Here is an 18,572-nt window from a genome sequence, read left to right on the forward strand (position 1 = left end):
TCATAGCAGGCAAAAAAAAGCTCCCGGTAAAAGGAGCATTTTGTATCACAGGGGGCGAGTTACTGTGCCAGCCAGGCGTCGATTTGCTGACGGATCCCGGCAGCGTCCAACAGGTAATCCGTGCGGACCTCGTCCTGAGTCCCCTGCGGAATAAATTCATCCGGCAGACCAATATTCAGCACCGGCACCAGCGTACGTTTTGCCATCAGTAATTCGTTGACGCCGCTACCAGCACCGCCTTTGATTGCGCCCTCTTCAAGAGTAATCAGTGCGTCATGGCTGGCCGCCAGTTCGAGGATTAACGCGTCATCCAGCGGTTTTACAAAGCGCATATCCACCAGCGTGGCATCCAGGGCTTCCGCCGCTGCCGCCGCTTCTGGCAGTAATGTCCCGAAGTTGAGGATAGCCAGTGAGCTACCCTGACGCAGCTTACGAGCTTTGCCCAGAGGCAGAGCCGCCAGTGGTTCAATGGTTGCTCCCGTGCCGTTACCACGCGGGTAACGTACTGCGCTTGGACCGCTGTTGTGGTGATAGCCGGTGTAAAGCATCTGGCGACATTCGTTCTCGTCGCTTGGGGTCATGATGACCATATTGGGAATGCATCGCAGGAAGGCAATATCAAATGCCCCCTGGTGGGTCTGGCCATCGGCACCGACAATGCCGCCACGGTCGATAGCAAACAGCACGGGCAGCTTCTGGATGGCGACATCATGAATCAGCTGATCGTAGGCTCGCTGCAGGAAGGTGGAATAAATCGCCACCACCGGCTTGTAACCACCAATCGCCAGCCCGGCGGCAAAGGTTACCGCGTGCTGCTCGGCAATCGCCACGTCAAAATACTGCTGTGGATAGTCACGCGAGAAGCTGACCATACCGGAGCCTTCACGCATGGCAGGCGTTACCGCCATCAGTTTGCTGTCTTCAGCGGCGGTTTCACTCAGCCACTGGCCAAAAATTTTCGAATAGCTTGGCAGGCCTTCGGCACTTTTTGGTAGCAGGCCACTGGCCGGGTCGAATTTTGGTACGGCATGCCAGCTGATGGGATCTTTCTCTGCCGGAGCGTAGCCTTTGCCTTTTTTGGTCATCACATGCAGGAACTGCGGGCCTTTCAGGGCACGCATATTACGCAATGTATGCACCAACGCCAGTACGTCGTGACCATCGACCGGGCCAATATAATTGAAGCCCAGCTCCTCAAATAACGTGCCTGGCACCACCATCCCTTTCAGGTGTTCTTCCGTGCGCTTGACCAGCTCTTTGATGGGTGGCAGACCGCCCAGCACCTTTTTGCCCCCTTCACGCAGGCGTGAATAGGTTTTCCCGGAGAGGATCTGCGCCAGGCGATTGTTTAACGCGCCGACGTTTTCTGAGATCGACATTTCGTTGTCGTTCAGTACCACCAGCAAATCAGCTTTGATATCGCCCGCATGGTTCATGGCTTCGAAAGCCATACCTGCGGTGATGGCACCGTCGCCGATAACACAGGCGGTACGGCGATCTTTACCTTCTTTACCTGCTGCCACCGCCATTCCCAGCCCGGCACTGATCGAGGTGGATGAGTGGCCGACATTGAGAACGTCGAACTCACTTTCATCGCGCCATGGGAACGGGTGCAGGCCATTTTTTTGGCGAATAGTACCGATACGGTCGCGTCGTCCGGTCAGGATCTTATGCGGGTAGGCCTGATGGCCCACATCCCACACCAGATGATCGAACGGCGTGTTATAGACATAGTGCAGTGCCACAGTAAGTTCCACCACGCCAAGACCAGACGCAAAATGACCGCTGGAGCGGCTGACGCTGTCGAGCAGATACTGGCGCAGCTCGTCACAGAGTTTTGGCAGGCTCTCTTTCGGTAGCAAACGTAATTCTTGCACCGTGCTTGCCAGAGCAAGCGTCGGGTATTTTGCAGGTTCAAAACTCATCAGTGACTCATTTGAAGTTATTTATCGCGTTCAATTATAAAGCCTGCCAACGCCCGCAGTGGGGCCGTGTTGTAAGACTGTGCGGCAAGCGTTTCTAATGCGCTGAGGGACTCCTGATAGAGATCCCATGCTTTTGCCCGCGCACTGTCAAGTCCCATCAGTGCCGGGTAGGTGCTCTTACCTAATTGCTGATCGGCTCCCTGCCGTTTGCCGAGTACGGCAGTATCGCCAATAACATCGAGAATATCATCCTGCACCTGGAAGGCGAGGCCGATCGCATTAGCATAGCGATCAAGCGCGGGCAGTGCTGCACGCCCGGGTTCGCCAGCAGCCAGTGCACCCAGGCGAACGGCAGAGCGGATCAGCGCGCCCGTCTTATGGCGATGAATCTGCTCCAACTCATGTAAATTGACCTGCTTGCCTTCGGCGGCGAGATCCAGCGCTTGGCCCCCGCACATGCCTGCCACACCACTGGCCTGAGCCAGCTCCGACAGCATAGCAATACGCGCTTCAGCCGCCACACCGGGCATCGGTGTATCGGCAAGGATAGAAAAGGCCAGAGTCTGTAACGCATCCCCTGCAAGAATGGCTGAATCTTCGCCAAACTTAATATGGCAGGTGGGCTGGCCACGTCGCAGACTGTCATCATCCATTGCTGGCAGGTCGTCGTGGATCAGGGAATACGCGTGAATACATTCAACGGCAGCGGCTGGCGCATCGAGCGCAGCATCGTCAGCATGCAGCATTTCACCCGTGGCATACACCAGGAATGGGCGCAACCGCTTACCCCCCAATAATGCACCATATTCCATGGCATTCACCAGAGGAGTACTCTGAAAGGGAAGTTGCGCAATAAATCGTTGCAGTGCGGCATTCACCCGCTGATAGTGCGCGGTGAGTAACACGTTGAAATCCATCAGTCATTTTCCGGCGTGAAAGGCGTCAGGTCGGCGTTCTTGTCATCGCTCAGTAAAATCTGTACGCGCTGTTCAGCCTGTTGCAGCGTCTGTTGCCCGGTACGGGCCAACTGTACGCCCCGCTCAAATTCATTCAGCGCATCTTCCAGCGGCAGGTTACCGCTTTCGAGGCGGGTGACGATCTGCTCAAGCTGTTGCAGTGAGGTTTCGAAACTGACGGGCTGTTCGGCTTTTTTCGGCATTTTGGGTCCTGACTTATCATTTTCATCAGTGAGCGCTCATGGTAGCTGACTCTAAATGATTAGCAAAATATCCCTGCATTTTTCGTGTTGCCGGGAAGGGGAATCAGGGCCGCAGATGAAGAAGCAGCCACTGTACAAAGATGATATACTACTGCGCCTGGATGCAAAGGGCGTAAGCCAATTTGCAAGACTCTGATTTTATCAGTTAAGTGCCCTCCTTTTCAGCACTTAATTACCTGACGAATACATGCCGCCATGAAGTTTATCATTAAGTTATTCCCTGAAATTACGATCAAAAGTCAGTCTGTACGCCTGCGCTTTATCAAAATCCTCACCGGTAACATCCGCAACGTTCTCAAACATTACGATGAAACCCTCGCCGTGGTTCGCCACTGGGACAACATCGAAGTCCGTGCCAAAGATGAAAACCAGCGAGCGGCGATTGTCGCTGAACTGACGCGCATCCCCGGCATTCATCATGTGCTGGCGGTGGAAGACCGTTCATACACCGATGTGCATCATATTTTTGAGCAGGTTCTGGAAATGAACCGCGAGCGCATTGAAGGCAAGACATTCAGCGTGCGTGTGAAACGCCGTGGAAAGCATGAGTTCAGCTCGCAAGATGTGGAACGCTACGTCGGCGGTGGTCTGAATCAGCATGTCGCAACGGCTCAGGTCCAGCTTAACCGGCCTGAAGTGACCGTGAATCTGGAAATTGAAGACGATCGCCTGATTCTGGTGACTGCTCGCTATGAAGGGATCGGTGGTTATCCAATCGGCACCCAGGAAGATGTGTTATCGCTGATTTCCGGTGGTTTTGACTCCGGCGTGTCCAGCTATATGCTGATGCGCCGTGGGTGTCGCGTGCATTATTGCTTCTTTAACCTCGGTGGCGCTGCCCATGAAATTGGTGTTCGCCAGGTGGCGCACTACCTGTGGAAGCGTTACGGCAGCTCGCACCGCGTGCGTTTTGTCGCGATTAACTTCGAGCCGGTGGTAGGCGAGATCCTCGAAAAAGTCGATGATGGTCAGATGGGCGTGGTGCTGAAACGTATGATGGTTCGTGCGGCATCGAAAGTCGCAGAGCGCTACGGTGTTCAGGCGCTGGTAACGGGTGAGGCCTTAGGTCAGGTATCCAGTCAGACGCTGACCAACCTGCGTCTGATCGATAACGCCAGCGATACGCTGATCCTGCGTCCGCTGATCTCACATGACAAAGAACACATCATCAAGATTGCTCGTGAAATCGGAACGGAAGATTTCGCCCGGACGATGCCGGAATATTGCGGTGTGATCTCTAAAAGCCCGACAGTGAAAGCCGTTAAAGCGAAGATCGAAGCTGAAGAGCAGAATTTTGACTTCAGTATTTTGGATCGTATGGTGGATGAAGCGACCAACGTCGATATTCGCCAGATCGCGGAGAAGACAGAAGAAGAAGTGGTTGAAGTCGAAACTGTGGCTTCTTTCTCTGACAACGATGTGATTCTGGATATCCGCTCTAACGATGAGCAGGATGCACGACCGCTGGCGCTGGATGGCGTGGAAGTGAAACCGTTGCCGTTCTATAAACTGGGGACGCAGTTTGGCGACCTCGATCAGAGTAAAACCTGGTTGCTGTACTGTGAACGTGGCGTGATGAGCCGCTTGCAGGCACTCTACCTGCATGAGCAGGGCTTTAAAAACGTTAAAGTGTATCGTCCTTAAGTTTGTTCCATCCTGGCTTACTTGCCATTTCGCGTCCGGGCAGTGCTCGCCATCCTCACGTACTGATGTACGCTGCGGTGGCTGTGCGCTGGCCGGACGCGAACTGGCTGCGCCGCCGACGTCTGGTGTGTCCGGTCGCACACTTACAAAAAATTAATCGCGGTAATCGTAAATCCCGGCAGCCAGCACCATCTGCTCTGCCACTTCCCGCGCTTTCTCTTTTCCTGCCACTAAATCGATCAGCTTCAGTGCAAAATCAATCGCGGTGCCTGGCCCCTGGCTGGTCAGCAGATTAACGCGCCTGTCCCACACCACGCGACGATCCATCCATTTCTCTTCCGGAATGGTCTCTTTCAGACCCGGATACCCCGTCATATTGCCGACGGGAAACAGATCGTGCGGTATCAACACGGTGCCTGCGGCGGCGCAGATCGCGGCCACAATTCTTCCCGCCTGATTAAAATGACGTACGGTCTCTACCAGCAGTGGGCTATCGCGGAAGCATTCCGCGCCTTTCAAGCCACCGGGCAGCACAATGGCGGCATAGTCATCGTCGGCCACTTCCACCAGCGGTGCATCGGCCAGCAGTCTGACGCCGCGCGAACAGACGATTTCGCAGTTGCCATCGTCAGCGACGCTGGCAGTGACCACCTTGATCCCGGCACGCACCAGTAAATCTATGGTGGTGACGGCTTCGGTCTCTTCACTCCCAGGTGCCAGGCAAACCAGAACCGATGGATTCGCGGTCATAATCTTGTTCCTTTCGCTTAATAAATTCGTAAAGACGGCTATTTTCCGGGGTAGTGATCCCCTGTGCGCGCGCACGACGGATAACATAGCCATTGATGTAGTCAATTTCGGTGCGCCGTTGTGCGCGAATATCCTGCAACATAGACGATGTGTTACCCGCCGTACTGCGAATCACTTCCAGCACATAGTCGATCAACCACTCACGTGAGGTGTGCTGGCCTTCGCGCTCCATGACGGCGGCAACCTCATTGCTTAAGGCTTCGATCTCCGGGCGATGTTCGGCCAGTTCACCATTTGTGCAGTCGTAGAAGACAGTCAGTGGGTTGATCACACAGTTAACTGCCAGTTTTTGCCAGGCGGCGGAGGCAACGTTATTGTGCCAGGCAACGTCAGGCAATGCGCGATGTAGCACTTCTGCCAGTTCGCTCATGTCGGCTCCCGCAGTCGTGACGGGGCCAATATGGGTAATGCCGGAAGCAACATGCACGATGACAGTGCCATCGCGTCTGGCGGCATGGGTGGTGACACCTCGTAAAAGGGGTTGCGGCAGGCCTTTCAACTCGTCCAGCGTACCCATGCCGTTATGCAACAGCAGCACCGGACAGTGCGCGGGCAGGACAGACTGCATATTCTTTACCGATTCTGAAACCTGCCAGGCCTTTAGCGTGACAATCAGTAATTCGCTGTCAGCGAGAAAGGTGGGGTCATTAGCAATGAATGTTTTATTCGCTGTCTCGCCATTCAGGCCGACTACGTTCACCGAGCAATAAGGCTGCGGAACCCGCAACCAGCCCTGAACGTCATGTCCCTGTTGTTCAAGTGCAGCCAGCCAGATCTGCCCCAAAGCTCCGCATCCAAGTACGGTAATTTTCATTGTTCCTCCCCGCGTGCGGGTTGAGTTAACCGTCCTGCTCATTATTATAGCTTTCAGCGCCAGCGGTTTTATTTACCTGCTGCAAGCAGGTATTATGCCTGTCACTTTAGTATCAGGAGAATAGATCATGCCATCTTTCGATATCGTTTCTGAAATTGATATGCAGGAAGTGCGTAACGCAGTAGATACTGCTAACCGTGAAATCGCTACCCGTTTCGATTTTCGCGGTGTAGAAGCCAGCTTTGAGCTGATTGAGAAGAACGAATCCATCAAAGTATTAAGTGAGTCTGACTTCCAGGTGAAGCAGCTGGTGGATATTCTGCGTGAAAAGCTGTTGAAGCGCGGGATTGAAGGGGCTGCACTGGACGTTCCTGAGCAGATTGTACACAGCGGTAAGAGCTGGAGCGTCGAGGCCAAAATGAAAAAAGGCATCGAAAGCGACATCGCTAAGAAACTGGTTAAGCAGATCAAAGACAGCAAAATCAAAGTACAGACGCAGATCCAGGGTGATGAACTGCGCGTAACCGGTAAATCTCGTGACGATTTGCAGGGCGCGATGGCATTAGTGCGTAAAGCGGATTTGGGGCAGCCGTTCCAGTTCAAAAACTTCCGCGACTAGTGATCTGACCGGTCGGGAAAAACGATTATCCAGAGAGGTAGACCGGAAAAAGGGTCGACCACAACGGGTCTTTTTTAGCTGATCATTGTCGATATAAGGGGCGGGCCTTCTCTTTCGGTCCGCCCGTTTGCGTATTATGCCGCGGTGGCAATCAGCTTTTCTATTTCGGCGCGGCTGGTCACCTTGCTGTCAATTTTCACGTAAGCACTGCGCTCTTCCGGCACGATAAACACTGCGGCCACGCCCGGCTGGGCTTTCAAACGTCGCTCCAGAACCTCTTTGTCTTCATGACTCGCTTCCAGAGTAATGCGCAGGCTACTGACGTAAGGCGGCTCCTGCATACTCAGGCTGACCAGCAACCAGATGACGGCTATCAACGCGCCAATCAGAAAGACGCTTTGTGCGTCAATGTGACCATACACCCAGCCGCCCATGCTGCCACCAATCGCCACACCGAGGAACTGGCTGGTGGAGTAAAGCCCCATCGCTGTCCCTCTGTAACCAGGAGGGGACTCTTTGCTTACCAGAGAAGGCAGAATCGCTTCCATCAGGTTAAAGCCGATAAAGAACAGCTGTACACCAATCACTAACGTCCAGAAATGATTACCGGCACCCCACAGCACCACCTCGGCTATCAGCATTAATACCACGCAGCCGACAAAGACGCGCTTCATACGGCGTTTGACTTCAGCATAGATAATGAACGGTAGCACACTGGCAAAGGCGATCAGCATGGTGACCAGATATACTTTCCAGTGCTCGGCAGGAGGAAGCCCTGCTTGCTCAAATTGCCCGGGTAGGGCAACGAAGCTCGACATCAGCAGAACGTGCAGGCACAGAATACCGATATTCAGCTTCACCAGGCGGCTGTTGGTCAATACATCACGGATGCTGCCCTTAACGATGCCGGACTCACGATTAAGCATGTGGTTTGACGTCGATGGCACCACCAGAAGGGTGATAACGATCCCAGCGCTAGCCAGCAATGCAATCATCCAGAACAATGCGTGCAGGCCAAAAGCGTGAGTAATCACTGGGCCGAGTACCATCGCAATGGCAAAGGTAACGCCGAAGCTGATACCGATAAACGCCATCGCTTTGGTGCGGTTCTGTTCACGCGTCAGGTCCGACAGCAGAGCCATTACCGCAGCAGCAATGGCGCCGGAGCCCTGTAAGGCACGCCCGAGGATAACCCCCCAGATTGACGTAGTCATGGCAGCGATCACGCTACCCAAAACAAAAATCAATAACCCACCCACAATCAGCGGTTTACGGCCAATGCGGTCAGATAGAAGTCCAAAGGGAATTTGAAATATAGCCTGTGCTAAACCGTAGATGCCAATGGCGAATCCAATTAATGCCTCACTGGCTCCCTGTAATGCCATGCCATAAGTGGTAAGAACGGGTAATACCATAAACATTCCCAGCATCCGCAGGGAAAAAACCGTCCCCAAACCCCAGGTCGCGCGCAGCTCGATCGGAGTCATTTTATTATCGTTCATTACTACCTCAGTCTGTCGTATGCACATAGTTTATGTGTGAGGGGAGGGCGGGTAAAACATTACTTTTTATTCAGTCGTAACAAAAAGAAAGGGCGCGAAATCGCGCCCTTAGTAGTGATGTGCTTACTGTTACCTGATGTACGTCAGCAGGTCTTTGGAGGCGGGGGTCATGAAGTCGACAGACATCATCACGCTTAACGCGGTGATGGCAACAATCGAGAACACAAACAGCTTACGCGCCCAGACACGATCGTTCTGAGTTTTGTAACCTGACAGTGCCATACCCAGCCACCAGACGCTGACCGCAGCTGCCACAACCAGGTATTTATACCCGGCATAGCCCACCAGCGTCAGCATCAGTGTGGCAACCATAAACGCGATGATATACAGCGTGATATGGTTCTTCGCCACAGAGATACCTTTCACCACCGGCAGAACCGGGATATTGGCCGCCTGGTAATCTTTAAAGCGGAAGATAGCAATCGCATAAGAATGCGGCATCTGCCACAGGCTAAAGATAGCCAGCAGAATCAATGCACCAGCATCAAACTGGTTGGTGACGGCGCAGTAGCCAATCACTGGAGGCGCAGCTCCGGAAAGACTGCCAATCAGAGTGCCGTATACGGAGTTGCGCTTCATGTACAGGCTGTAAACGCCGACATAAACCACAAAACCCATCACCGCCAGCCACATGGCCAACGGATTTGCTCCGAAATACAGCATTGCGAAGCCAGCAATACCCAAAACGGTTGCATAAACCAGGCTTAATTTCGGAGATATAAGGCCTTTAACCAGCACCCGATTCTTGGTTCTCTCCATTTTTTTGTCGATATCACGGTCGATAAAGTTGTTATAAACACAACCTGATGCAACCACCAGCGAGACGCCGACTAAGGTGAAGAGAAACAGGGAATAGTCAATGCTGCCTTTAGAAGCCAGCAGAAACCCCCCGATGACAGAAATTAAATTTCCGAAAATAATTCCTGGTTTTGTTACTTGCAGGTATTGCTTAATCATCACAGTAGCTCTGTTAGTGGCTCATCATGTTGTAGTTGAGGTTCCACATAATCCATAGCGAGCCGACAACAACAATCAGGATGATAAGTGCTGCAAACACGATAGCAATCAGGTTCCAGCCGCCCTCAGACTTGCTGTCCAGGTGGAGGAAATAGACCAGGTGCACCAGCACCTGGACTACCGCACACACCAGAACAACGGCGAGGATGGTCGCTTTAGAAGCGCCGCCGTCCATGACCATCCAGAATGGGATACCCGTCAGAATGATCGACAGGATAAAGCCGATCATATAAGACTTCACGCTACCATGAGAAGCGCCATGCTCAGTTGCTGAATGGCTCATTACATAACCCCCATCAGGTAAACAATGGTGAATACGCAGATCCACACCACATCCAGGAAGTGCCAGAACAAGCTCAGACACATAATACGGGTGCGGTTGCTATCAGTCAGACCACGTTTAGCAATCTGATACATCAACACCAGCATCCAGATCAGGCCTGAAGTCACGTGCAGACCGTGGGTGCCCACCAGCGTGAAGAACGCGGAGAGGAAGCCACTACGATCCGGACCGAAGCCTTCTTTAATCAGGTGATGGAATTCATAGATTTCCATACCGATGAAGCCCAGACCAAACAGGAAGGTCATCGCAAGCCAGCCGATAACTGCACCTTTCTGCTTGTTGTTCATGTTGATAACAGCCATACCATAGGTAATGGAGCTCAACAGAAGCAGGGCGGTTTCCACCAGGACGAAGGGCAGTTCAAAGATGTCTTTGCCTGCCGGGCCGCCCGCAGTGTTATTAACCATCACACCATACGTCGCAAACAGCGTTGCGAAGATGATGCAGTCACTCATCAGGTAGATCCAGAAGCCGAAGACTTTGTTGGCGCCTGTATCGTGGTGATGATGCCCATGCTCCGCATGGGCGTCGTGGTGTTTAGTCACAGTTTCAGTCGACATTTTTCAGACCTGCTTTGCTAATTTCGTCAAAGTGCTGATTTTCGATTTTCTGAACTTCAGCAACAGGAACGTAGTAATCCACGTCTTCGTCAAAGCTCTTGACGATCCAGGACACGATCATGCCCAGGAATGACAGGCCTACCAGCCACCAGATGTGCCAGATTGCTGCAAAACCAAAGACCGCACAGAAGAAACCAATGACGACACCAGCACCGCTGTTTTTCGGCATATGAATTTCTTCATAGTGAGCCGGCTGCTTATAGGCTTCGCCTTTTTCCTTCATTTCCCAGAACGCATCACGCTCGTGAATTTCAGGAACAACAGCAAAGTTATAGAACGGTGGTGGTGAAGAGGTTGCCCACTCCAGAGTACGTCCGCCCCACGGGTCACCGGTCACATCACGCAGCTGCTCACGGTCACGGACCGAAACATAGAACTGAGTGATCTGGCAAATAACACCACAAGCAATCAGACCAGCACCACATGCGGCAATAACCAACATTGAGTGGAACTGAGGATCGATGTCCTGGCTAATACGACGGGTCATGCCCATGAAGCCCAGCACGTACAGCGGCATAAAGGCAACGAAGAAGCCAATAATCCAGAACCAGAACGCGCGGATACCCCAGGTTTCATTCAGTTTGAAGCCGAATGCTTTCGGGAACCAGTAAGTCACACCAGCAAAGCAACCGAACACCACACCACCGATAATCACGTTATGGAAGTGGGCAATCAGGAACAGACTGTTGTGCAGCACGAAGTCTGCACCTGGCACGGCCAGCAGTACCCCGGTCATACCACCTACAGAGAAGGTGACCAGGAAGCCAACGGTCCACAGCATACAGGAGTGCATTTCAATGCGGCCCTGGTACATGGTGAACAGCCAGTTGAAGATTTTAACACCGGTCGGAATGGCGATGATCATCGTCATAATACCGAAGAAGGCGTTAACGTTGGCACCTGCACCCATGGTGAAGAAGTGGTGCAGCCACACGATAAAGGACAGGATGGTAATAACTACCGTAGCCCAAACCAGTGAGGTATAGCCAAACAGACGTTTTTTCGAGAAGGTAGCAACAACTTCCGAGAACACACCGAAGACCGGCAGCACAAGGATGTAAACTTCCGGATGACCCCAAACCCAAATCAGGTTGACGTACATCATCATGTTGCCGCCCATATCATTGGTAAAGAAATGGAAACCAAGATAACGGTCAAGGGTCAGCAGAGCCAGGGTCACGGTCAGAACCGGGAACGCGGCGATGATCAGCACGTTGGTGCACAGGGAAGCCCAGGTGAACACCGGCATTTTAAACATGGTCATGCCAGGTGCACGCATCTTCATGATGGTCACGAAGAAGTTGATACCTGTCAGGGTCGTACCGATACCGGAAAGCTGTAGACTCCATATCCAGTAGTCAACACCGACCCCCGGACTGTATTCCGCCCCCGAAAGTGGTGGGTATGCCAGCCAGCCGGTCTGTGCGAATTCGCCCACACCCAGTGACAGGTTAACCAGAACCACACCAACCATGGTGAACCAGAAGCTCAGGTTGTTGAGGAACGGGAAGGCCACATCGCGTGCGCCGATCTGTAATGGAACAGCAATGTTCATCAGACCAACAACAAACGGCATCGCTACGAAGAAGATCATGATCACGCCGTGGGCGGTGAAAATCTGATCGTAGTGGTGTGGTGGCAAAATGCCGGCTTCACCCGCGGAGGCAAGCACCTGCTGAGTACGCATCATTACCGCATCGGCAAAGCCACGTAGCAACATGACAAATGCCAGAATGATGTACATGATACCGAGTTTTTTGTGGTCAACTGAGGTCAGCCACTCGGTCCACAGATATTTCCACTTACCGAAGTAAGTCAGTGCGGCGACCAGCGCCAGACCGCCAAGAATAATGGCGGCAACCGTAACCATGATAATCGGTTCATGATACGGCACTGCATCCAGTGTTAATTTTCCAAGCATCGTATTATTCCTCGGCTCCCGCGTGAGCGGCATTGCTCATATCCATGCCTTCATGGCCTTCGCCGTGGGACATGTCCATGCTTCCACCGTGGTTCATCTTGAACTGACCGATAATGTCTTTAAACAGTCCAGGTTTCACACTTGAGAAGAATTCAACCGGGTGATTTTCGCTAGGCGCAGCCAGCTTATTAAAATCATCCATTGTCATGAGGGTGTCTGGTGACTGTTTTGCTTTAGCAACCCACTGCTCGAAAGACGCTTCGTCAGGAGTAGCAATCGCTTTAAACTTCATACCAGAGAAACCACGACCACTGAAGTTCGAGGAAATACCGTCAAAGGTGCCGGCTTCATTAGCAATCAAGTTCAATCTTGTCTGCATGCCCGCCATAGCGTAAATCTGGCTACCGAGGGTAGGGATGAAGAAGGAGTTCATGACGGTGTTCGAGGTAATCTTGAAGCTCACAGGGCGGTTAGCCGGGAAAGCAATCTGATTAACGGTGGCAATACCCTGTTCCGGGTAAATGAACATCCATTTCCAGTCAAGAGAGACAACTTCGATCACGACAGGTTTCGCGTCAGATGCCAGTGGCTTGCTTGGTTCCAGTGCATGGGTTGATTTCCACGTCAGAATGCCAAGGAAGACAATGATCAAGATCGGCACAGTCCATACTACGGCTTCCACTTTGTTCGAGTGGGACCAGTTTGGGCTGTACTTCGCATTGGTGTTAGATGCCCGATATTTCCAGGCGAACACCACGGCCATCAAGACTGCGGGGATCACGACGATCATCATCAGGCCGAAGGCCGTCAAAATCAGCGAACGTTGCTCCATTGCAATCTGTCCTTTGGGATTTAATAACGCACTATCACAACCACTTAACAAAATCATGCTTGCGATTAATGACAAAATCCCCAAACTTTTATTGTATTTCCTGAGTCTCATTTAACGACCTCAATGACAAGGGCTCTATTGTCGTTTAAGTGTGGCGGCATTTTACGGGAAGGTTTCAGTACTGTAAACCTGCAACAGGTTGTGTCAGCGGGGTGTTGACACCTTTTGCAAAGACTGTCACATATGTTGCCGTAAGTGACAAAATATGAATGCTGGCAAAGGGTTGGCATCAATATAACAAAATCCAATAGAAAAAACCGTACAAAAATTGTATCTGCTATAACCAGGCATTTAATGCACCATTTATTTAACATCTCATTATCAATTGTGTGATATTGATTAACTAAATTTAATTACGCACCGGGTTTTAATACCTGAAAATGAGGGGGAAGATTCGTCAGGATTTTTTTTAAACGACTTAATAAAGGATAAAAATAATATTTCTCGTCAAGCCATCAACTTTTCTGATGTGTTACCTGCGTGCCGCACTCCCTGTGCGGCAAAAGTCACTCGAATTGTTAACCCATTGTTGGTTAAATAATTTTCTTAACATTTCTCGAATGCAAAGACATTATCGCTGATTTACGATGTTTGCATGGGATTTCCGCAGCGCCAGGAAGTCCAGCAGTGTTCCCGTCACAATCCCGCCCAGTACCAGCAGAATACCTGCTTCAAACAGACGGGTACTCAACTCGGGGTAGGAGAACCAGTCCAGCGCATCCATCGCCAGCACCAGCAGCCAGACAGCCAGCAGTGCACAGCCAGCAATCAGTCCGCGCACTGCCCAGCGATAGCCGGAGCGATAGGCGGTTCGCGGCAGAAAGTCAGGATGAGTTTGTGCATATTCCAGCGTCGAACGGCATCCGAGCAGTAATAGCAGTCCGGGCAGTGCTGCCACCACAGAGAAGGCATAAAACGTCGGCCAGCCCCAGGACTCAACAAACCATCCCGCCACAGGTCCCACATAGACGCGACCCACCGCTGAGAGCGCAGAGAGCAGGGCAAATTGAGTCGCCGAAAACGAACGGTTACACAACGTCATCAATAGCGCCACGAAGGCAGCAGTACCCATCCCACCGCACAGATTTTCCACGGTCACTGCGGCTGCCATGCTGTAAAGGTGCTTGTCAGTGACTGACAGGATCCAGTAACCCAGATTGGACACCGCTTGTAAAATACCGAACAGCATCAGGGCGCGAAACAGGTTAAGACGTTGCATCAGCACACCGCCTGCCAGTGCACCGATGATGGTGGCGACCAGGCCGAGTGTTTTGTTGACCAATCCAACATCACCTGCATCAAATCCGACGCCACGGATCAAAAAAATGGTGGTCAGGCTGGCAGCAAAAGCATCGCCCAGCTTATAAAGGACAATCAGTGACAGAATCAGCCAGGCATTATTGCGGTTGAAGAAATCGCGCAGTGGGGCAATAACGGCTTCTTCCAGTGTCTGTGGGCGATCAACGGTAGCATCTGGCTCTTTAGCCAGTAAGGTGGCTATCACACCCGGCAGCATCATTGCGGCCATCAGCCACCAGATCGCCTGCCAGCCGAGAAAACGATCTGCCAGCCACAGTGCCAGCCCGCCGGAGACCAGCATTGCCAGCCGATAGCCCAGTACGCTAATTGCCGCACCGCTACCGCGCTCAGTGGCGGACAGCACATCCGTCTTCCAGGCATCAAACACAATATCCTGAGAGGCCGAACAAAATGCGACCAGCACCGCCAGCGCTGCCAGCAGAGTCAAATCGCGTGAAGGTTGCATAAAGCCCATCAGTGCGATCCCGACGATCAGCAACAACTGAGTGACTAACAACCAGCCACGTCTGCGCCCAAGAAATGGCGGCGTGTAACGGTCCATCAGCGGTGACCAGAGGAACTTAAAGACGTAAGCCTGTCCGACGAGGGAAAAGAATCCGATGGTTTTAATATCGATATTCTCAACGGCCATCCACGCCTGAAGCGTACCCGATGTGAGCGCGAGCGGCAGACCAGAAGCGAAGCCGAGGAATAAAAGAAGGGCAGAGTTGCGTCGGGTAAAGATGTGCAGATAGTGGTTAGGCATACGGACCTTACATCAGGCCCGGCGTCCTGCCGGGCCAGAGGGATTAACGCGCGTTTTGCTTGATGAAGTCGTTAACGCTGGTGTCCTGCGCCATATCGGCAATCACGTCACCGAGGGTGCTGTTGACGACATTCGTGATTTTCTGATTATTTGCGGCGAACGCACCTTCAACACTGCTGGTCTGGCGGTAGTTTTTCACCTGCTTACTGCCATTTTTAGCCGTAGCGATGATAGAAATATCCGCTTTAGTGGTGATGCTGTAACGCACATTACCCTGGGTAACGTCAGCGTACAGGCCATTCACCACGATTTGCAGATCAACAGCGCCGCTTGGGCCGACCATATAACCGCGTGCGGTCATCTGCTTCTCCAGTGTTTCCTGTAACAGGAAACGCAGATCGCGAGACGGGGTCAGGGTGATCAGCTGGCCGTCGCGGTTAACTTTCGCCAGCGCCTGATCGCTACGCTGATCGGCACCCGTGATGCTGATAGTGATGCCCATCAGGCTTGGATCACGCTGTGGCAGCTGAATTTTTGGTGAAATGTCGAGCGTATTGCTGCTCCCTGCGCAGCCAGCCAGAATTAACACGGCCAGCAGAGGGAAAAATAATTTTTTTAACATGCTTATTTTCTCGATTACGTGAGTAGTATTGCTGACAAAACTGCGGTCATCATATCATTGCCTGTCGGCAGGGGAAGCCCCGATCGAGCGTAAATTCATCGCGTTGCGGAATTTTCAGACTTAATGAGACTCAGGCATTCGACCTCGTGATAGGCGATGTGTTGCATGGCGGTGATTGAAAAGTAAATGCCATCAGGAAAAAAACGCTAAAGTGCGTCGGTTTTACACAAAAACCGACTACGATTTAAAGGGATGGGGCGCAGTTCTCTGCATCAAAGGAGTCCAGGTATGATCCGTGAACAAATAGAAGAAAAGTTACGAACGGCGTTTTCTCCTGTGCATCTTGAGGTGCATGATGAAAGCTATCGCCATAATGTGCCTGCGGGCGCTGAGAGTCACTTCAAGGTGGTGATTGTCAGTGACAGCTTTAACGATCAGCGTTTTCTAACCCGCCACCGGGCTATTTACGGGGTGCTGGCGGATGAGCTGGCCGGCAGTGTGCACGCACTGGCACTTCACAGTTATACCTTGAAAGAGTGGGAGGGTTTACAAGATACCGTTCCATCCTCACCTAACTGCCGTGGTGCCGGTACGCTGGCCTGACCCGACGCAAAAAACTGAAAACGGCCTGTTGGCCGTTTTTTCATTTATAGAGCCAGAAAAATGTGGCAGTCAGCAAATTCTTGCGATTTGGCAGCAAAAATGTAAAAAGTAGCGGGGTCCGGGCGAGAGTGTAGCCTCGACTCATTAAGACGTTGCCGCTATAATGCTGCGTCTATTTTTTTCCGGAATGTCTTCGGGATGCTTCTGTGAAACAGGGAATGTGGTTCTGACATCAGAAGCCGTCCCGGTTCTTAGATACACCCTGGTCATCCAGTGGTGTTTGTCTGAAGTTGACCGAGCACGTGATTTTTTGAGGTAATAAGATGCAAGTTTCAGTAGAAACAACTCAGGGCCTGGGCCGTCGCGTAACGATTACCGTAGATAAAGATGTGATCGAAAACGCGGTGAAAAGTGAGCTGGTCAGCGTAGCTAAGAAAGTGCGCATCGACGGTTTCCGCAAAGGAAAAGTACCGATGACTGTTGTTGAACAGCGTTACGGTGCTTCTGTTCGCCAGGACGTCCTGGGCGATCTGATGCAGCGCGGCTTTGTCGATGCGATCATCAAAGAAAAAATTAATCCGGCTGGCGCACCGCAGTACGTACCAGGCGAATACAAAACCGGTGAAGACTTCACATTCTCAGCTGAATTTGAAGTGTACCCGGAAGTTGAGCTGAAGGGTCTGGAAGCAATCGAAGTTGAAAAACCGGTTGTTGAAGTGACTGATGCTGACGTTGATACCATGCTGGACACTCTGCGCAAGCAGCAGGCCACCTGGAAAGAAACCGACGCTGCAGCGACTGCTGAAGATCGTGCAACCATCGATTTCTCCGGTTCTGTAGATGGTGAAGAGTTCGAAGGCGGCAAAGCGTCTGACTTCGTACTGGCAATGGGCCAGGGTCGTATGATCCCTGGTTTCGAAGAAGGTGTTGTTGGCCACAAAGCGGGCGAGACCTTTACTATCGACGTTAACTTCCCGGACGATTACCACGCTGAGAACCTGAAAGGTAAAGCAGCGAAGTTTGAAATCGTACTGAAGAAAGTTGAAGAGCGCGAGCTGCCAGAGTTCACTGAAGAGTTCATCAAGCGTTTCGGCGTTGAAGATGGTTCTGTCGCGGGTCTGCGTGCAGAAGTGCGCAAGAACATGCAGCGTGAGCTGAAAGGTGCCGTGCGTAACCGCGTGAAATCTCAGGCAATCGACGGTCTGGTGAAAGCCAATGACATCGATGTTCCTGCTGCTTTGATTGACGGTGAGATTGACGTGCTGAAGCGTCAGGCTGCACAGCGCTTTGGTGGTAACGAAAAGCAAGCTCTGGAGCTGCCTCGTGAACTGTTCGAAGAGCAGGCTAAACGCCGCGTAGTTGTCGGTCTGCTGTTGGGCGAAGTGATTCGTACTCACGAGCTGAAAGCTGACGAAGACCGTGTTAAAGCGCTGATCGAAGAGATGGCTTCTGCATACGAAGATCCAACAGAAGTGATCGAGTTCTACAGTAAAAATAACGAGCTGATGAACAACATGCGTAACGTTGCGCTGGAAGAGCAGGCTGTTGAAGCCGTGCTGGAAAAAGCGAAAGTGACTGAAAAAGCCACTAACTTCCAGGAACTGATGAACCAGACTGCTACGGCCTGATTCTGAACTCTGTTAGTTGACGTTAAGCCCGCTGCCTTCTGGCAGCGGGCTTTTGTCGTTTATGGGGTAAAATCCCACTGCTTTTATAGGCTATTTGCGCATTTAATCTGCAAATTATCGACTAAGCTACTTTTCCTGGTTAGCAGTTGATAAAAACGTTGTTATGCTTGAAACAGCAGGGGATCATCCCCAAATTGGTACAACGAAGTCATCAGGCCCGATAACTGTCCGGACGGCATCGGGTGTAAGGCCTGGAATCATAGTGTTC

17 protein-coding genes are annotated in these 18,572 nt (G+C 51.9%); 4 read left to right on the forward strand and 13 right to left on the reverse strand.

The annotated features are described in order from the left end of the window. Nucleotides 1-59: 59 nt before the first annotated feature. Genes dxs through xseB form a run of 3 tightly spaced genes read right to left on the reverse strand, consistent with a single transcriptional unit; the run spans nucleotide 60 to nucleotide 3,084 of the window. Nucleotides 60-1,925 carry a 1-deoxy-D-xylulose-5-phosphate synthase gene (gene dxs / locus FVB43_RS12045; protein WP_133846301.1) on the reverse strand — a complete coding sequence of 622 codons (1,866 nt, stop codon included), beginning with the start codon at nucleotides 1,923-1,925 and terminating at the stop codon, nucleotides 60-62. Between the two features lie 17 nt (nucleotides 1,926-1,942). Beyond that, nucleotides 1,943-2,842 (reverse strand): (2E,6E)-farnesyl diphosphate synthase, encoded by a 900-nt coding sequence (gene ispA, locus FVB43_RS12050; protein ID WP_133846302.1) that lies wholly within the window; start codon nucleotides 2,840-2,842, stop codon nucleotides 1,943-1,945. Beyond that, nucleotides 2,842-3,084: an exodeoxyribonuclease VII small subunit gene (gene xseB, locus FVB43_RS12055; protein WP_133846303.1), complete on the reverse strand. Its 243-nt coding sequence runs from the start codon at nucleotides 3,082-3,084 to the stop codon at nucleotides 2,842-2,844. Before xseB ends, ispA begins: the two co-directional genes overlap by 1 nt. A 255-nt stretch (nucleotides 3,085-3,339) precedes the next feature. Between xseB and thiI the strand changes: the two genes are divergently transcribed. Continuing rightward, nucleotides 3,340-4,788, forward strand: a complete 1,449-nt coding sequence (gene thiI / locus FVB43_RS12060; protein ID WP_133846304.1) for a tRNA uracil 4-sulfurtransferase ThiI — start codon at nucleotides 3,340-3,342, stop codon at nucleotides 4,786-4,788. 153 nt (nucleotides 4,789-4,941) lie between these two features. Here thiI and yajL read toward each other — a convergent pair whose 3' ends face one another. Together yajL and panE are read right to left on the reverse strand one after the other, a co-directional pair. After that, nucleotides 4,942-5,538, reverse strand: a complete 597-nt coding sequence (yajL, locus tag FVB43_RS12065) for a protein deglycase YajL (protein WP_133846306.1) — start codon at nucleotides 5,536-5,538, stop codon at nucleotides 4,942-4,944. After that, nucleotides 5,492-6,412 (reverse strand): 2-dehydropantoate 2-reductase, encoded by a 921-nt coding sequence (gene panE, locus FVB43_RS12070; RefSeq protein ID WP_133846307.1) that lies wholly within the window; start codon nucleotides 6,410-6,412, stop codon nucleotides 5,492-5,494. The genes yajL and panE overlap by 47 nt, the downstream gene beginning before the upstream one ends. A gap of 127 nt (nucleotides 6,413-6,539) precedes the next feature. On the opposite strand from panE, the gene FVB43_RS12075 reads away from it, so the two are divergent. After that, nucleotides 6,540-7,031, forward strand: coding sequence for a YajQ family cyclic di-GMP-binding protein (locus FVB43_RS12075; RefSeq protein WP_133846308.1), 492 nt, complete (start codon nucleotides 6,540-6,542; stop codon nucleotides 7,029-7,031). 134 nt (nucleotides 7,032-7,165) lie between these two features. On the opposite strand, the gene FVB43_RS12080 is transcribed toward FVB43_RS12075, so the two are convergent. The 8 genes from FVB43_RS12080 to FVB43_RS12115 form a co-directional block, all read right to left on the reverse strand. After that, nucleotides 7,166-8,533, reverse strand: a complete 1,368-nt coding sequence (locus tag FVB43_RS12080; RefSeq protein WP_167864063.1) for an MFS transporter — start codon at nucleotides 8,531-8,533, stop codon at nucleotides 7,166-7,168. Nucleotides 8,534-8,662: 129 nt separating this feature from the next. Continuing rightward, nucleotides 8,663-9,550 (reverse strand): heme o synthase, encoded by an 888-nt coding sequence (gene cyoE / locus FVB43_RS12085; RefSeq protein ID WP_133846310.1) that lies wholly within the window; start codon nucleotides 9,548-9,550, stop codon nucleotides 8,663-8,665. 13 nt (nucleotides 9,551-9,563) lie between these two features. Next, on the reverse strand, nucleotides 9,564-9,893 hold the full coding sequence (locus tag FVB43_RS12090) for a cytochrome o ubiquinol oxidase subunit IV (RefSeq protein ID WP_133846311.1): 330 nt from the start codon (nucleotides 9,891-9,893) through the stop codon (nucleotides 9,564-9,566). After that, on the reverse strand, nucleotides 9,893-10,513 hold the full coding sequence (locus tag FVB43_RS12095) for a cytochrome o ubiquinol oxidase subunit III (RefSeq protein WP_133846312.1): 621 nt from the start codon (nucleotides 10,511-10,513) through the stop codon (nucleotides 9,893-9,895). Before FVB43_RS12095 ends, FVB43_RS12090 begins: the two co-directional genes overlap by 1 nt. Continuing rightward, nucleotides 10,503-12,494, reverse strand: coding sequence for a cytochrome o ubiquinol oxidase subunit I (gene cyoB / locus FVB43_RS12100; protein ID WP_133846313.1), 1,992 nt, complete (start codon nucleotides 12,492-12,494; stop codon nucleotides 10,503-10,505). Before cyoB ends, FVB43_RS12095 begins: the two co-directional genes overlap by 11 nt. Before the next feature lie 4 nt (nucleotides 12,495-12,498). After that, complete coding sequence (gene cyoA, locus FVB43_RS12105; protein ID WP_133846314.1) at nucleotides 12,499-13,437, reverse strand: cytochrome o ubiquinol oxidase subunit II; 939 nt, start codon at nucleotides 13,435-13,437, stop codon at nucleotides 12,499-12,501. Between the two features lie 520 nt (nucleotides 13,438-13,957). After that, on the reverse strand, nucleotides 13,958-15,451 hold the full coding sequence (ampG, locus tag FVB43_RS12110) for a muropeptide MFS transporter AmpG (RefSeq protein ID WP_133846315.1): 1,494 nt from the start codon (nucleotides 15,449-15,451) through the stop codon (nucleotides 13,958-13,960). A gap of 43 nt (nucleotides 15,452-15,494) precedes the next feature. After that, a complete protein-coding gene (locus tag FVB43_RS12115) occupies nucleotides 15,495-16,073 on the reverse strand; it encodes a lipoprotein (RefSeq protein ID WP_133846316.1) in 579 nt (192 codons plus the stop codon). Nucleotides 16,074-16,361: 288 nt separating this feature from the next. Here FVB43_RS12115 and bolA point away from each other — a divergent pair, with 288 nt between their 5' ends. Together bolA and tig are read left to right on the forward strand one after the other, a co-directional pair. Beyond that, nucleotides 16,362-16,676 carry a transcriptional regulator BolA gene (gene bolA / locus FVB43_RS12120; RefSeq protein WP_133846317.1) on the forward strand — a complete coding sequence of 105 codons (315 nt, stop codon included), beginning with the start codon at nucleotides 16,362-16,364 and terminating at the stop codon, nucleotides 16,674-16,676. A 323-nt stretch (nucleotides 16,677-16,999) separates the two neighbouring features. Further along, nucleotides 17,000-18,304, forward strand: a complete 1,305-nt coding sequence (tig, locus tag FVB43_RS12125; RefSeq protein ID WP_133846318.1) for a trigger factor — start codon at nucleotides 17,000-17,002, stop codon at nucleotides 18,302-18,304. Nucleotides 18,305-18,572 lie beyond the last annotated feature (268 nt).

Origin of the sequence: Erwinia rhapontici (assembly GCF_012271765.1) — a bacterium.
Taxonomy (GTDB): Bacteria; Pseudomonadota; Gammaproteobacteria; order Enterobacterales; family Enterobacteriaceae; genus Erwinia; species Erwinia rhapontici.